Raw genomic sequence first — 16,802 nt, 5'->3', positions numbered from 1 at the left:
TAATAAATAAATTGTTTAATACTTTAATTAAATAAGACATTATATTATCTCTAAATCGGGCGCAAAGGTAGAAATATTTTCTTGATTGACAAAAGAATGGCTGAATAAAAGATGCTTGTATCCGTATTTTTTGTAATATTGCAAGTCTTAATATATACAGTTTTTGCCATGGACGAGAGATTGGACAAAGTCAAGGTACAGTTCAGCTATTTGCCGCTCATTAATTTTGCGATACAACAAAACAGTGCACCGGTCATTCATCAGCTTTCTATAGAGAACGCAACATCTGCCCCGCTAAAGGACATACAAGTACAAATCACGGCTGAACCCGCTTTCGGCAATGCTGTCCCGACAGTTATCGAGCTGATTCCGGCACATGGCACGGTATCTTTGCAGCCCCTTTCTCTCACGTTATCGGCCAATTACTTCACGCAACTAACCGAGCGTTTGTCCGGCAACCTGAAGATAGAAATCACTTCCGAAGCATCGCTGATATTTACGCAGACCTACCCTATCGACATTTTGGCTTATGACCAATGGGGCGGCCTCAATGTGCTTCCTGAAATGCTGGCTGCCTTTATCACTCCCAATCACACCGCCATCTTACCTATTATAAAAAGGGCAGCCGCTATTTTGGGGCAATGGACAGACAGCCCGTCTCTCGACGAATATCAGAGCCGCAACCCGGACAGGGTGAGAAAGCAGATGGCTGCCATTTATACCGCCATCTCCGAACAGCAGATTATATACAGTACCATTCCCGCTAGCTTCGAAGAATACGGGCAACGTGTCCGGCTGGCTGACTCCGTGATGGCTCAGAAATTGGGAACTTGTCTCGATATGTCCCTGCTCTATGCTTCGTGCCTGGAAGCTATCGGGCTGAACCCGCTTATCATCATCACTCAAGGGCACGCTTTCGCAGGAGCGTGGCTAGTGCCGGAAACGTTTCCCGATCCCACCGTGGACGACGTTTCTTTATTAACCAAAAGAACGGCCGAAGGAATCTACGACATCACTTTGGTGGAGACGACCTGCATGAACATGGGACACCAGTCCGACTTCGACAATGCCGTGAAGAAAGCGAACGGCAAGCTGACGGACGGAAGTTATTTCATGCTTGCGATAGATGTGAAGAGAGCAAGACATTCGGGGATTCGTCCCATCCCTCAACGCATATTGCATGGACAGACATGGGAAATAGAAGAGAATGAACCTGTTGTCCCAAAGAATACAGTACATGTCACCCCGCAAAGTATTAATCCTTATGATTTATCGGGCACCGAAACGCAGACTGTCATTACCAAACAGCTATTGTGGGAAAGACGTTTGCTCGATTTAAGCCTGCGCAATAATCTGCTGAACATCCGTATTACTAAAAATACACTCCAACTTATTCCGGCAAATCTCGCCTGTCTGGAAGATGCTTTGGCCGAAGGAGAAGAGTTCCGTATCCTTCACCACCCTGTCGGTTGGGAAAGTCCGGCTATGGAGTTCGGTATCTATTCATCCGTTCCCGAATCCAATCCGATAGTCGATTTCGTCAATTCGGAACTTTCACAGAAAAGGTTACGTTTTTACTTGTCCGAGAATGATTTAGGCAAAGCATTGACTCATCTCTACCGTTCTTCGCGTACATCTATCGAGGAGAATGGAGCTAATACGCTGTATCTTGCCCTTGGATTGCTGAAATGGTATGAGACTCCTTCCAGCGAACGTCCCCGCTATGCGCCAATACTATTACTACCGGTCGAAATCATCCGCAAATCAGCAGCTAAGGGATATGTAATCCGTTCCCGTGAAGAGGAGACAATGATGAATATTACTTTACTGGAGATGCTCCGCCAAAACTTTGGAATCAGCGTGCCCGGATTAGACCCATTGCCTTCCGATGAAAGTGGCGTAAACGTGAAATTAATCTACTCTATCATCCGAAACAGCATCAAGAACCAGCGCAAATGGGACGTTGAAGAACAAGCTATCCTTGGCATCTTTTCTTTCAATAAGTTTATCATGTGGAATGACATTCATAATAATGCCCACAAACTGGTTCAGAATAAAATCGTATCGAGCCTCATCAACGGAAAGATTGAATGGGAAGCCACCACGGAAGAAATAGATGCTACCTACATGGACAAGCAACTGTCTCCTGCCGATATTGTACTGCCTATCATCGCCGATTCTTCGCAACTGGAAGCCATATACGAAGCGGTACACGACAAGACATTTATCCTGCACGGCCCACCGGGAACAGGAAAGTCGCAAACGATTACCAATATTATCGCCAATGCTCTTTATAAAGGAAAACGGGTATTGTTTGTAGCGGAAAAGATGGCTGCCCTTTCCGTTGTCCAAAACAGACTGGCTGCCATTGGTCTTGCTCCGTTCTGCCTGGAAATTCATTCCAATAAGACAAAGAAATCCGCAGTCATCTCACAACTGAAAGAGACGACTGAAATTATCAGGAAAACGCCACCCGAAGAATTCAAGAAGGAAGCGGAACGCTTGTTGAACCTGCGGGCGGAATTGAATAAATATATCGAAGCTCTGCATAAAGAGTACCCGTTCGGAGTTTCATTATACGATGCGATTATTCATTATCAATCGTTGGATGCCGAGCCTTGTTTCAATATTCCTCAAGGCTATCTGGAGAAATTGGATAAAGATACGTTTTCGCAATGGGAAGATGCCGTTGAATCTTTGGTAAGAACGGCCAATGCGTGCGGGCATCCGCATCAACACCCGTTGACGGGTATCTTCATTACAGAATATTCATCTGCCGTAAAAGACGAAGCCGCCCGAACGCTCACCGAATTTATCGACTTGCTGAAGGCTATCCAACAGAAACTGGTTACATTATCCGCGCTTCTGAAAGATACGGAGATGCATCCCACACGTACAGACTTTCAGACGATTGCGAATATTATCCGAAGAATACTCGATATTCCCGAACTTACTCCCGGTTTATTGACTCTGCCATTGTTGAATGAAACTCTTGATGAATATCGTGAAGTAGTGAATCATGGTCGTAAACGTGACGAATCAAGAAAAGCTATCGAAACTGGATTTACAAAAGAAATCCTGCAAGTGGATGCCGGGAACATGTTAGCCGAATGGAACCGGATATCCGCCCAATGGTTTCTTCCGAGATATTTCGGACAGAGAAAAATAAAGAAGGCTCTCCATATCTATGCCCTGAAAGCCATTGAACCGGATGCTATCCAACCTTTACTTCATCAGATTATTCAATATCAGGAAGAGAACAAAGCCGTTCAGAAATATGCAAGCCAACTGCCGTCCCTGTTCGGACGATTCGGAAAGAATGAAGACTGGAAGACCATTGAGCAGATTATCAATGACATGATTTCCTTACATTCGCATCTGCTGAACTATTCGAAAGACATAGCCAAAGTTTCACAAATCAAACAGAATCTGTCTACACAACTGGCTGAAGGCATACAGACATTCAGAGATATTCATGCCCAGTCTCTCAATGAAATCTATCAGTATTCGGATACACTCGCGAATATAGAGCACAGGCTTTCCGAAACGTTGGGCATATCCATAGCGGAACTCTATATCAATTCGGCTGACTGGATTCATACAGGCATATCAAAAGCTCAAACGTGGAAAGAAAATCTGGATAAACTCAAGGACTGGTATCAATGGCTGCAAACCTACCGGACGCTGGATAAACTTAACATCGGATTTATCGCAACGGAATATAAGGAGAAGAATATTCCTACTTCCCAACTTGCTGACAGCTTTTATAGAAGTTTTTACCAGAGCGCTATTCAGTATATCATTCCCAAGGAGCCAACCCTGGAGTTGTTCAACGGCAAGATATTCAATGATATAATAGCGAAGTACAAACAAATATCGACTCAATTCGAAGAAACCACCAAGAAGGAATTATTTGCCAGGTTGGCTTCCAACATTCCATCTTTTACTCACGAAGCCATTCAAAGCTCCGAAGTCGGCATACTCCGAAAGAACATCCGGAACAATGCCCGTGGCATATCCATCCGTAAGTTGTTCGACCAAATTCCGACTTTGCTGTCGCGTATGTGTCCGTGTATGTTGATGAGTCCGCTTTCCGTAGCTCAGTTCATTGATACGGACGCGGATAAATTTGACCTGATAGTCTTTGACGAAGCATCGCAGATGCCGACTTATGAAGCCGTAGGCGCCATTGCCCGGGGTAACAATGTGATTATTGTAGGCGACCCGAAACAGATGCCGCCTACCAACTTTTTCTCTGTCAATACCGTTGACGAAGATAATATCGAGATGGAAGATTTGGAAAGTATTCTTGATGACTGTCTTGCTTTGTCTATTCCATCGAAGTATTTATTGTGGCATTATCGAAGCAAGCACGAGAGTCTTATCGCTTTCAGTAACTCCGAGTACTACGACAATAAACTGATGACTTTCCCGTCGCCCGATAATATTGAATCCAAGGTAAGGCTGGTGTCTATCAACGGGTATTATGACAAAGGTAAATCCCGTCAGAATCAAGCCGAAGCGCAAGCGGTGGTCGATGAAATAGAAAGAAGGTTGAGAAGCGAGGAATTAAGAAAGAAGAGTATTGGCGTTGTTACTTTCAGTATTGTTCAGCAAGCCTTAATAGAAGATTTATTATCCGACCTCTTTATCTTCCACCCCGAACTGGAAACTCTGGCTTTGGAATGTGAAGAACCGCTATTTATCAAGAACCTGGAGAATGTGCAGGGAGATGAACGGGATGTGATTCTCTTTTCCGTGGGTTACGGCCCGGACGCCACAGGACGTGTCAGCATGAACTTCGGCCCGCTAAACCGGACAGGTGGAGAAAGAAGGCTGAATGTGGCTGTTTCCCGCGCCCGGTATGAAATGATTATTTATTCTACCTTAAGGTCGGACATGATAGACTTGAACCGGACTTCTTCCATTGGTGTAGCCGGACTGAAACGCTTCCTTGAGTATGCGGAAAAAGGGACAAGAAATATAGTCAACAGTGCCGCTAATCCGCTATCGGACACATCAGCTTCTATCGAGAATATCATAGCTGACAAATTGCGTTCACTGGGATATACTGTACATACCGACATCGGATGCTCCGGTTATAAGATAGACATAGGAATAGTAGATACTCAAAACGGGTCTAATTATCAACTTGGCATTATCTGTGACGGAAAGAATTATCAGCGTACCAAGACTGCACGCGACCGGGAGATTGTTCAAAACAATGTCCTGAAAGCACTCGGCTGGACTATCTGTCGTATATGGACAATGGACTGGTGGGAAAAACCGGATGAAGTAATTGCATCCATACAGCAGGCAATCTCTCGAAAGAAAGAATCCGAAGCAAACGCGGAGACTGATACTGCGCAGACAAATACCACTCCGGCAACCATAACGGAAGAAAAACAAAACGAGAAGCCTGCTTCAACCCCCAAAAGGAGTACTAATGAAGTCTCATTACTTCTCAAAACGTCACCGACTGCTACTGAAAAGCAAACAGTTTCCACATTGGTTGCCCCAAGTAGACTACAGGATTATGAGTCCACCAAAGTCACTCCGGATAAATATCTGCCCGAAGATTTCTTTCTCCCGGAAAGTTATCCAGTCCTTACTTCCCAAATACAGAAAATAATAGAAAACGAAGCTCCGGTCAGCAAATCCCTGCTTTGCAAAAAGATTCTGTCCGAATGGGGAATCAGCCGTTTGGGGCCACGGATAGAAGCACATATAGAAACTGTGTTTAAGGCACTGAATACATATAATACAGAACACGACGGATATGTTTATTGTTGGAAAGACAAAGAACAGTGCAGTTCATATCTAGCTTACCGACCGGATTCCGACCGGGATGTGACTGATATATCTCCTGAAGAAATAGCCAACGCCATCCAGCAGATACTCACCGACTCCATCAGCCTGCCTATGGCAGATTTGATAAAAGCATGCGCACAGACTTTCGGTTTCCCCCGTATGGGTTCGACCATAGATGCCGCCATGCGGAGAGGTATCCGCGAAGCAGTGAAAAGAAATTATGCAAAAATGGAAAATGGACGGGTAACGATTGCCAATTAATACCGTTTGCCAATTAATACCGTTCAAGACTGATTAATAATGTTTCTCCAGACGCTTCAGGGCGATAATAGAATCGGATACATAAGTATTATCCGGTTCTATCGACCGCCAATAACAAAGTTCCCCGATCAGCCGTTTCAGATAGGCAGGGTCGTTTGAACCGATTCTACGTTGATGTTCCACCAATCCTTTTGTCAGGATGAAATAGACATTCTTCCGAATCTCCCGCTTTCTTGTTTTAGGAATCGTCAGCTTTACACCGGAGCTGACAGATACGCCTGTGATAATCTTCCTGTCATACTCATGCAGGAAACGGGTCTTTTTATGATTCGGTTCAAACTTCTCGTCACGGATTATCTGTTTAATCCGAGGGATTATCTGTTCTTTCGGGAACACGTCGCCCGAGAAAGTCAGGTCATCGGCATAGCGGGTATATGTCAACCCGTACTCTGCTGCCAACGCCGCCAATTTCTTATCCATCTCATAGCCGACAATATTACTCAATGCAGGACTCGTAGGAGCTCCCTGCGGTAAACTATTATGCAGGCAACATAATGTTCTAAAGACTTTCGCCACATTTGCCGGATAACCCATCTTCTCGAATGTCGCCTTCACCCTCGGGCTTCGTATAGAAAAGAAAAAATCATGAATATCCATTTTCAACACATACCGCTTTCCCAAATGAGGACTGGCATTGTCAACTACCGAGCGTCCGCATCGGAATCCGACTGCTGCCGGATGGATGGTAGTCACCGATGATAAGATTCGGGAGTTAATAGTTGTTTGGATAGATTGGAGTTCTTTGAGCGGAGCAGAAATCATACGATATCCACCCCTTCTTTTCCTCACCCAAAACTCATGGTAATGGGTAGGGATATTTTCAAGTATTTCTTTCAGTTTGTTTGCTTCCACACCCAACAGGCTGGCGCACCAAACGACCGATTCATCATCAAACTTAGGAACATACGGAGATTGCGGAGCGGTAACCCCTAAAGCTCGTCGAAGCCAAGCGCCATGCCCGGATTCAGACTTGGAAGCACTTTCTTCCTTCCCACCACTAGCTGTCGCTTTCCACCTTTTATACCCCTCCTGTTTCCTGCTCGAAGAAATCATCTTATAAATCAGGAAACCGGTGATTATAAGTATTGTTATTAAAATACCGTCCATTTTGTATCATGTATATAAAGAAAGAGAGAAGAGGATGAGTTATTTACTAAAATAAATTTAAGGTATTTATACCTAAGAATTTATTTTCTAGGAAAATACCTGTGCTTATGAGGCGACTACACCTCTTTTGTGCTAAATTTTGCCCTCATCCTCTTCTATACAAAGATAGAAAATTCTTTCGATTTATGCAAAAAGAATGTCAAAAACTATCGGTTGAACAACTCAAATGTAAATTTGCAGCCTATTCCGCCGAAATTCCAATTCTCACTGCTCACAAAAACTCCGACATCAAAAATATGTGTGCCGATGCCATACCCTACTTCCATGTAAGGTTGAAGATGGGGCATGCAGAGGGCGCTTACGTAAATACGTTCATTCTGTACATAACGTGTATATTTCATCAGATGCTTTAATATCAGAAATGGCGCCTCATAAGTGAAATGCCCGCGTACATAACGGCGGGAAGAGTTATACCAACGTCCGTCGAGCACTTGAAACACTCCGCCGATTTCATCGTTCCACCCCACAGGAAGATTGCGACGGGAGAAGTTGGCGAAATCCACGAAATACAATTCATCCTGATTGGTGAACGCGCCAAATCCAAAACGATAATAGATATTGCGCATCAGTCCCAACCGGATTTGATGTTGAAGGTCGAACTCTATCCTTTCATATTCGCCTGTGCTTTTGAATACTCCTTTGATGCCTCGCTCGTAATCGACCGAGAAAGTAGGATATAAGGAACGGAGATTTATTTTTCGTTTTCCATTCATATAATAGTAAAGTCCCGGCGTCCATTCCACCCGGATACGGGGAGCGAAACTGATATAGGTATTCTTGAATTTCTCCATAAATTCAGGGGGTGGCATCGGATAGTCACCGGTTATCACGAAGCGGGAAGGCTCTACGGCCGTTCTCTTATGGGCGGAGAAACCCAGACTTATATCCAAACCATTGACTACCTCTACGGTATGGCGAAAATTAAAATACAAGTCTTTGAAATAATCAAGATGAATCAAATCGAAATTGAAGATGCTGTCCGGCATGGCTTTCAACTCATCCAACACCTTACTGCTATAAATGCGGTTACCGTTACCCACATTCAGACGGAAGAATCCACGCTTCTGCGGCCAATACTCAAAATCGGCATTCAATGACCAGTAGAATTCCTTACGAGTGAAATTATATCCGAGTTTAGGTACAACGCGAAGCAGTTTGTCCCCCCTAAAAAGACGGTTGTAACGAAAATCCTGCCGATAAGACAAACCGTTGCTTCCACTATAACTGAACAGAAGCGGATTGATGAACGGAGAGAAACGGACACTTCCGATATTAGAAAGATTGAACTTATAATCTTCCACCATCAGGTCGCCCATTGTTCCCCAAAAAGCCTGGCTCTTGGATGGCTTCTGTATAGTAGCCGTATCACGTCTCAGCCGATAATCATGGTACAATTTCTTCTCACTTTCATTCAAAGGGATAGGGCGCATGATGGCGAAGGTTGAAGCATCTGTTTTATAGGCATTCGTGTCGCATTGCAAAGAGAAAGATTCCGAGAGATTATAATTCGTCTTCTCTTTCTTACGCACTTTCTTTTCTTTCAGTTCAATGGATTTATAATCCAAAGAAGCAGTATAGTTGCCATCAACCTTATTTCCGAGAAATTTAAAAAGAGCTTCCACATCATAACGTACAGGCAGAAATTCATTTTTCTTGCCTACGTCTCCCATCTTAATCCAGCAGGTGAAAGTTATCAGTTCCGACCGTCCCGAAAAACGTATTTCACGGACACTCCAGACATTACTGCTGACAATCATATATCCGCCTACAAGTTGGTCACTCTTTGTCCGTGGAATAAAACGTACCCGATAATCAAGATTATTCGGATCTCCCATCACACTGTCTATCCGGTATTTATAGTATTTCTGCCCGTTCTTGGCTAGTGGTGACAGCAACCGTTCGTCATTCAGCAGGGAAGAGGAGTAAATGTTCACATTAAAGTATTCGAGCAAACCCGGCAGTCCCCGGTTTCCCCTTACAGTTCCTTGCGATGCTTTTACTTTTTGGTCATAGATATTGGGAGCGGTATAATGAAGGTCACTGTAAGTTTCGAGCAGATACTCGCGCACCCCCTTTTGCAAACGGAACATGGAAGGTACATAACGAAGGATAAAGTTCTTTTTCTGAATATCCATTTTACCCTTTATATACAGGTTGGCACGATAATCACTGACTATCGTTTCATATAAAGGCGCGAAGGTCATGACACGTTCAATGATGGAATCGGCAGAAATACTTTTATGCGTATAAGGATTCATTATATAGTTACTGGCTGCTCCCTTTAAAGAAAAAGAGAACAGACATAGTATGCATCCTATCAGTATTTTATCTCTCAATCGTCGTATCTCCTTCATTAACGTAGGCAAATATAAAAAAGAATATCGAAAAGCAAGGGGATTGGGGTACTAAAAAGAGTTATTAAGGAAATCCTGTTATAAAAAGAAAAGGGAGTATCCGACATTACAGATAATCCCTCTCCCGCATACATTACCATACCTACTACAGGAAATAAAAGACAGTAAATTAAATATCATTCAAAGAATTTTCATCATCTTCTTTCTCCTTTATCTTCACATTTATTTTATCTTCATATCTAATCTGAATCTGTCCATACTGATTAATATGTACTATAATCCCTCCTTTGTCAAGTGTCCAAAAGCTTATATAATTACATTTTTCTTTACGTAAAGCTTGCAATTCATATCCATCACCTTCATAATATGGTGAAGAGAAAAACTCAAAATGATCTTTAGGCTCTCCATACTTCTTTTTAAAAAGTTCCACCATCTCATTATAATCACTTTTCAAAGACGTCCATGATTCCTGTTCTGAATAGTACACACTAACCTTCCATACAGTCTTCGTTTTAGGAGAAGAGAGGATTAATACTTCTACCCATTTGCCTGTAAACAAGCCTTTCATTAAAGCTACATGATCTCTTGGATATTTTTTTAGAGAAAAACCATTTTTCTCCATTTTCTCCACAAAAGAAGACAAACTCCCTTCTAAAGTTATTCCCTTAAATTCAATATGAGAATCCTGAGAATAAATATTATTCGCTATAAATAGAACAAAAAACAGAATAAATATCTTTTTCATAACTATATATTGATATTATTGTCTATAGATACCTCAAATAGCACTTTTCCAGCCCTTTAATCAAAAATCATCTTCTATTGAAATAAACTTATTATATTGAGTTAATATTGTATTGAACTCAGCCCGCAATTCATCCATCATTTCAATCGCCTTTTTCTTAGAAATTCCACGCCCCATTTTTTTAGTATCAGGAACATTATCTCCTGTAAAATATGGAATTAAAGGCACGCTATACACCTTACCAGCACCAGTTTGTTCGGCTGAAACACAATTAATATCGTATATTTCTATTTTATATTTGTTATCTTTAAACCTAAACTTTGTCAAATACTCATACTTATATATACATTTCAGTCCCATCCCCACGCTAATGGAAAATTCTTTTTCCGTTTTAACTTGTATTACTCCATTATCTTTATCTTCAAGAACTCTGCACACATAAACTAATAGGCAAAACAGTCAAAAGAAAAAGAAAAATTTTATTCATAATCATACCTTTAATATTTAGAAATTCATTAAATAATAAATTAACTTATATAGAAAAATCATTCTATTCTCTTATAAGTTCCACTTTCCTGACCATTGGTTATTTTCAGGACATCTTTTGAGAATAAACATTCCCATACCCTTTCCTGCCCGTTAAGTTTGTTTCCACCATCAGAATAAGTGATTACAATATTAATATTGTTAGCTGATATTTTATAGGTAAATAAATAATTGGTTGCAAAATCAGCTCCGTTGAGAAGTGCGTAATATCCAGTTCCATCATTCTCGAATTTCAGGTATTTATGAACACTTTCCGTACCTGTAGACCATGTTCCTATTATTTCTTCAGAGTTTAAATCAATCCAGTCATCATCAGAAGAAGAGCAACCACCCAAACCCAATAGGATTGTAAATAACAGAATTAACACAAAATATAAATTCTTTTTCATCTTATATAAATATTTAGTTTACTATATCGTTTGTGCTTTAGTAGCAAAATCTCAAAAAGAAATAAGATTATCGCATTTTGTTATATATACATTAGACAATAAACAAAGAGATTGTTAACAATGAGAAAAATTTATTTTCAATATGATAGTGGAGACATTCAGAGATGGTTTACTGTTATCTTCATTGATACTATTGCATCCATATAAAAATGATAATACTAGTAAGAAAAATAAAACTGTCTTCATATTGTCTGTTTTTAATCTGTGAATGATATTGCAAAGTAACGTACTTCTTTACATATAATCAAACTTTTTACTATTTTTTTTCAGAAAAACTCTCTTTCCTTTGCCGCACAATATCTTTTTTCTACCTTTGCAATATTATAAACGACAAGATGTTTTTACCAATTCATAAGGAAGAATTAATCACTTCGACTGCATCAATTAATAATTCCCCCTTATCCTTTAGCAATTTCATCCGCTTGAATTAATCTGTTGCACTTGGGCAACCGTTCGGATACACTTGTGTAACAGTCTAGTTACACTTGTCCATTCCGGTGAATGCCCAACTGCAAACAAATAGTGATAATCTAAAAGGAATTATTATGAGCATACTTTACAAGACAACCCGCTTTGCGGATACTTTCAGTGGTGACAAAGAAACAAATGTACGGGTGCAGCTATTATCATGGGATACGCTGAATACCAAAGCCTTTGTAGAATATCTGGCTTTCAAGAACAACATTTCCAAAGGAGATGCATACAAAAATCTCAGCATGGTATTGGAAGGCATAGAGGCTATTCTGAAAAATGGCAATATTCTCAATTTGGATGATTTCGGCAGTTTCTCCCTTAACGGCAGTTTCTGCGAAGACAAGGAACCCGGTGAAAACCATCGGGCGGAATCCATAGAGGTGAAGAACGTTGTGTTCAAGGCTGAAAAGCACTTGAAGAAACGGATAGCCGCGGCAGGATTTGAGAAGTATAACCCTGAAAGACATAACAAACGAAAGTACTAGAACGACATGGAATACGACAGAACTTACTCCATCCGAAAAGGTGAATACTTCGCGGATGCACTGAAACGCGCCGGTAAAGACTTTATCCCGACCAATTGCATCATCAACAAGTTACTGCCCGGACTGGGGGCTACGCATTGTGAACTGACAGCACCGCGGAAATCTATCATTATCGAGCCTAATGTGCCTGTTATCGAGTCGAAAGCGAAGAAACACAAGAATGCGTTGGCTGTATATAAAGGTGTAACTATCCGGAAAGTGGCTGATTTTCTGGAAGAGAATCGTGATAAACATTACAAGCTGTTAACCACTCCCGAAGGTTTCACGAAAATCAAGGAAGCGATGCAAGCTGTAGAGATAGATATGTACACAGAATGCTTTATCTTGTTTGATGAATGTGAAAAGTTAGTGCAAGACGTGCATTACCGTGATTCCATCCGCGAACCGATGAACGATTTCTTCCGTTTTCAAAACAAGGCATTGATTTCCGCCACTCCTATCATACCCGAAAAGGACAATCGTTTCGATGGCTTTATGCGGGTATTGATTCAGCCAGACTATGCTTACCGTCAAAAACTGAAACTTATCACTACGAATAATGTACTGGAAACATTGCAGGAAGTGATTGATGCGAAGCGAGGAACAGTCTGTATCTTCTGCAACAGCATCGACTCGATAGACAGCTTTTACAGGTTGATACCCGAATTGAGTAACGCCTGTACTTTTTGCAGCGAGGACGGACAGTACAAACTATGGAAAGGCAACCGACGCAAGAAATCAATGATGATTACCGAACTGGAACGTTACAACTTCTTCACTTCACGTTTCTATTCGGCAGTAGATATCGTGTGCAAGAATCCCCCGCACGTGATTTTCATCAGCGATTTATACGGTGCCGCACAATCCGTCATCGACCCGGCTACCGAAGCTATCCAAATCATCGGACGTTTCCGCGGCGGAGTAAACAGTGTGACACATATTGCTTCTATCCGCCCGGAACTGGAATGTATGTCTGCACCGGAAATTGACCACTGGATTCAGGGAGCATCCACCGTCTTCAACGGATGGAAGGTGCAACTGGCACGGACATCGAATATAGGAGAACGGACATTATTGCAGGAAGCTATCGGAGAAAATTCCTATCTTCCTTATCTGGACGAGAACGGAAAACCCGACCCGTTTCTGATAGCCAACTTCTATGAGAAGGAACAAGTGAAACGGCTATATACCTCTGCTGATTTATTGTGTAATGCCTATCAGCAAACCAGCTATTTTGAATTCTCACACGAAGAACGCCTTATGCCGGTTTCAGATAATGAGCGCATGGCTATCCAACATCGTCTGGCTAAGAAAAAGCGAGCGGAGCTTATCGTCCGCAAACTGGAAGAGATGGAAAAGATGAGCAGAACTACCGATAAGAAACTACAAAAACGCTATCAACGCATGTTGGGAAATCTCATAACTTCTACTGCTGACAGATATATATACGATTGCTTTTGCCGGTTTGGTGGTGAATTTATCCGTGAATCCGACTATAATGAAAATAAGTTGCGTACAGCATTAAATGTCAGCAGCGAACAATCCATCAAGAAGTCGGGACAGATGAAAACCCGTATCCAACGAACTTTCCCCATAGGGACTGAATTGTCGGTTCAGGAAGTAAAAAGTATGCTCAAGCAAGTATATAAGAAAATGGGACTGAACACCGGACGAGGTATCACGACTAAAGAACTGGAACAATATGCAGAGGTGGAAAATTATAGAAATCATGAAACCAGAACAATCAAAATACTGAAATTCAAATAATTAAAAGAAAAATGCAGTTTTTATTCCGAAAAAGATAAAAACTCCCTATTGATTTTTGCAAACTTATCTTAAAATCAGGCTATTTTTAAAGATAAGGCATTGATAATAAGCTCTGCGACATTTTTGTTTTTCCCCGTATAATACTTAGAATACAAACAAAAATGTCACAGAGAATTTTCCAAGTTATCTAAATGCCTTACTGATGTGACCTGTACAAAACTTATATGTTTACCAGTGTTTTTTACGTCAAGACCATAAAGTTCAGCCTTCCCCCTTAAGTCCGAAGGGGGCATATTCAAAAAAAACATCTTATTTTTCAAATTACCCCCTAAAAAATAGGGGTACTTTCAGAAAAAACATATAATTTTGCGCCATCAACCGATAAAAAACAGACCATTTATGTCTAAAATGAGATTTTTTGCATTACAAGAGCTTTCCAACCGGAAACCTTTGGAAGTAACTGCTCCTTCCAACAAACTCTCTGATTATTATGGTAGCCACGTGTTTGACCGCAAGAAGATGCAGGAGTATCTTCCCAAAGAAGCCTATAAGGCTGTGACCGATGCTATCGAAAAAGGTACGCCTATCAACCGCGAAGTGGCAGACTTGATTGCCAACGGCATGAAAAGCTGGGCAAAGTCACTCAACGTCACTCACTACACACATTGGTTTCAGCCCTTGACAGACGGAACAGCCGAAAAACATGACGGCTTTATCGAGTTCGGCGAAGATGGTGGAGTTATCGAACGCTTCTCCGGGAAATTACTTATCCAGCAGGAACCGGATGCTTCTTCTTTCCCGAACGGCGGTATCCGCAACACTTTCGAAGCACGCGGCTATACGGCATGGGATGTTTCTTCACCGGCATTTGTAGTAGATACGACTCTTTGTATCCCTACTATCTTTATTTCTTATACAGGCGAAGCACTGGACTACAAAACTCCGCTATTGAAAGCACTCGCTGCCGTGGATAAAGCGGCTACGGAAGTTTGCCAGTTGTTCGATAAGAACGTGACACGCGTATATACAAACCTGGGATGGGAACAGGAATATTTCCTTGTCGACTCTTCCTTATATAATGCACGCCCCGACCTCTGCCTGACAGGACGGACACTGATGGGACACTCTTCCGCCAAAGACCAACAGTTGGAAGACCACTATTTCGGCTCTATCCCTCCACGCGTCACCGCATTTATGAAGGAACTGGAAATAGAATGCCACAAGCTGGGTATTCCTGCCAAGACCCGTCACAACGAAGTAGCCCCCAACCAGTTCGAGCTGGCTCCTATCTTCGAAAACTGTAACCTGGCAAACGACCACAACCAGCTTGTCATGGATCTGATGAAACGTATTGCCCGCAAGCATCACTTCAACGTGCTTCTGCACGAAAAACCTTATAGCGGTGTGAACGGTTCGGGCAAGCACAACAACTGGTCGCTTTGTACCGATACGGGTATCAATCTGTTTGCCCCGGGAAAGAATCCGAAAGGAAACATGCTATTCCTTACTTTCCTGGTCAACGTATTGATGATGGTTTATAAAAATCAGAATCTGCTGCGCGCTTCCATTATGAGTGCCAGCAACAGCCACCGCCTAGGAGCCAACGAAGCTCCCCCGGCCATTCTTTCCTGCTTCCTGGGTTCACAACTTTCGGCAACTCTTGACGAAATTGTCCGCCAGGTAGGAAACGAGAAGATGACACCGGAAGAAAAGACTACATTAAAACTGGGTATCGGACGTATCCCCGAAATCCTGCTCGATACGACCGACCGTAACCGTACCTCTCCTTTTGCTTTCACCGGAAACCGTTTTGAGTTCCGTGCCGCAGGCTCTTCTTCCAACTGTGCCGCCGCAATGATAGCCATCAATGCTGCCATGGCAAACCAGTTGAACGAGTTCCGTGCGTCCATAGAAAAACTGATGGAAGAAGGAGTGGGAAAAGACGAAGCTATCTTCCGGTTGCTGAAAGAGACAATCATCGTTTCCGAACCTATCCGTTTCGAAGGTGACGGTTATTCGGAAGAATGGAAACAGGAAGCTGCACGCCGTGGACTGACTAACATCTGCCATGTCCCGGAAGCACTGATGCACTACGTTGACAACCAATCCAAAGCCGTACTTATCGGCGAACGTATTTTCAACGAAACGGAGTTGAACAGCCGCCTGGAAGTGGAACTGGAGAAATTCACCATGAAAGTCCAGATTGAAGGACGCGTACTGGGCGACCTCGCCATCAACCACATCGTGCCTACTGCCGTTGCCTATCAGAACCGGCTGCTCGAAAATCTCCGCGGATTGAAAGAAATATTCCCTGCCGAAGAATATGAAGTATTGAGTGCCGACCGCAAGGAACTGATCCGTGAGATTTCGCACCGGGTGACTTCCATCAAAGTACTGGTTCGCGAAATGACTGAAGCCCGGAAGGTGGCGAACCACATGGAAAACTACAAGGAAAGGGCATTTGCCTATGAAGAAAAAGTGCGCCCGTATCTCGACCAAATCCGTGACCATATCGACCATCTGGAAATGGAAGTGGACGACGAAATATGGCCGTTGCCTAAATACAGGGAACTGTTGTTTACCAAATAAAATGTCTGCAAGATTGCACGAAAGCTCCCACTTTTGTGCAATCTTTTTATAGATT

At 42.3% G+C, this 16,802-nt stretch carries 9 protein-coding genes; 4 read left to right on the top strand and 5 right to left on the bottom strand.

Translation table 11 applies throughout. The features are described from left to right. Window positions 1–168 precede the first annotated feature (168 nt). A complete protein-coding gene (locus BQ7997_RS20270) occupies window positions 169–6,072 on the top strand; it encodes a DUF3320 domain-containing protein (protein ID WP_235817332.1) in 5,904 nt (1,967 codons plus the stop codon). A gap of 33 nt (window positions 6,073–6,105) precedes the next feature. Here BQ7997_RS20270 and BQ7997_RS20265 read toward each other — a convergent pair whose 3' ends face one another. From BQ7997_RS20265 to BQ7997_RS20245, 5 genes are all read right to left on the bottom strand, one after another. Further along, entirely contained in the window at window positions 6,106–7,239 is a 1,134-nt protein-coding gene (locus BQ7997_RS20265) for a retron St85 family RNA-directed DNA polymerase (RefSeq protein ID WP_073347814.1), read from the bottom strand. A gap of 206 nt (window positions 7,240–7,445) precedes the next feature. Beyond that, entirely contained in the window at window positions 7,446–9,653 is a 2,208-nt protein-coding gene (locus BQ7997_RS20260) for a DUF5686 family protein (RefSeq protein WP_073347813.1), read from the bottom strand. A gap of 169 nt (window positions 9,654–9,822) precedes the next feature. Beyond that, window positions 9,823–10,398, bottom strand: a complete 576-nt coding sequence (locus BQ7997_RS20255; protein ID WP_022139851.1) for a hypothetical protein — start codon at window positions 10,396–10,398, stop codon at window positions 9,823–9,825. Between the two features lie 60 nt (window positions 10,399–10,458). Next, on the bottom strand, window positions 10,459–10,836 hold the full coding sequence (locus BQ7997_RS20250; protein ID WP_073347812.1) for a DUF4468 domain-containing protein: 378 nt from the start codon (window positions 10,834–10,836) through the stop codon (window positions 10,459–10,461). A 107-nt stretch (window positions 10,837–10,943) separates the two neighbouring features. Beyond that, entirely contained in the window at window positions 10,944–11,333 is a 390-nt protein-coding gene (locus BQ7997_RS20245; RefSeq protein WP_022139853.1) for a DUF5640 domain-containing protein, read from the bottom strand. Between the two features lie 605 nt (window positions 11,334–11,938). Here BQ7997_RS20245 and BQ7997_RS20240 point away from each other — a divergent pair. The 3 genes from BQ7997_RS20240 (at window position 11,939) to BQ7997_RS20230 (ending at window position 16,747) form a co-directional block, all read left to right on the top strand. Further along, a complete protein-coding gene (locus BQ7997_RS20240; RefSeq protein ID WP_073347811.1) occupies window positions 11,939–12,352 on the top strand; it encodes an HU family DNA-binding protein in 414 nt (137 codons plus the stop codon). A 6-nt stretch (window positions 12,353–12,358) separates the two neighbouring features. Then, window positions 12,359–14,158 carry a hypothetical protein gene (locus BQ7997_RS20235; protein WP_073347810.1) on the top strand — a complete coding sequence of 600 codons (1,800 nt, stop codon included), beginning with the start codon at window positions 12,359–12,361 and terminating at the stop codon, window positions 14,156–14,158. A 399-nt stretch (window positions 14,159–14,557) separates the two neighbouring features. Beyond that, window positions 14,558–16,747 carry a glutamine synthetase III family protein gene (locus BQ7997_RS20230; RefSeq protein WP_073347809.1) on the top strand — a complete coding sequence of 730 codons (2,190 nt, stop codon included), beginning with the start codon at window positions 14,558–14,560 and terminating at the stop codon, window positions 16,745–16,747. Window positions 16,748–16,802 lie beyond the last annotated feature (55 nt).

The organism is Bacteroides congonensis, from assembly GCF_900130125.1.
GTDB classification, from domain to species: Bacteria; Bacteroidota; Bacteroidia; order Bacteroidales; family Bacteroidaceae; genus Bacteroides; species Bacteroides congonensis.
The sequence above is the reverse complement of the archived record's forward strand: the minus strand, read 5'-3'. Positions and strand labels throughout refer to the sequence as shown.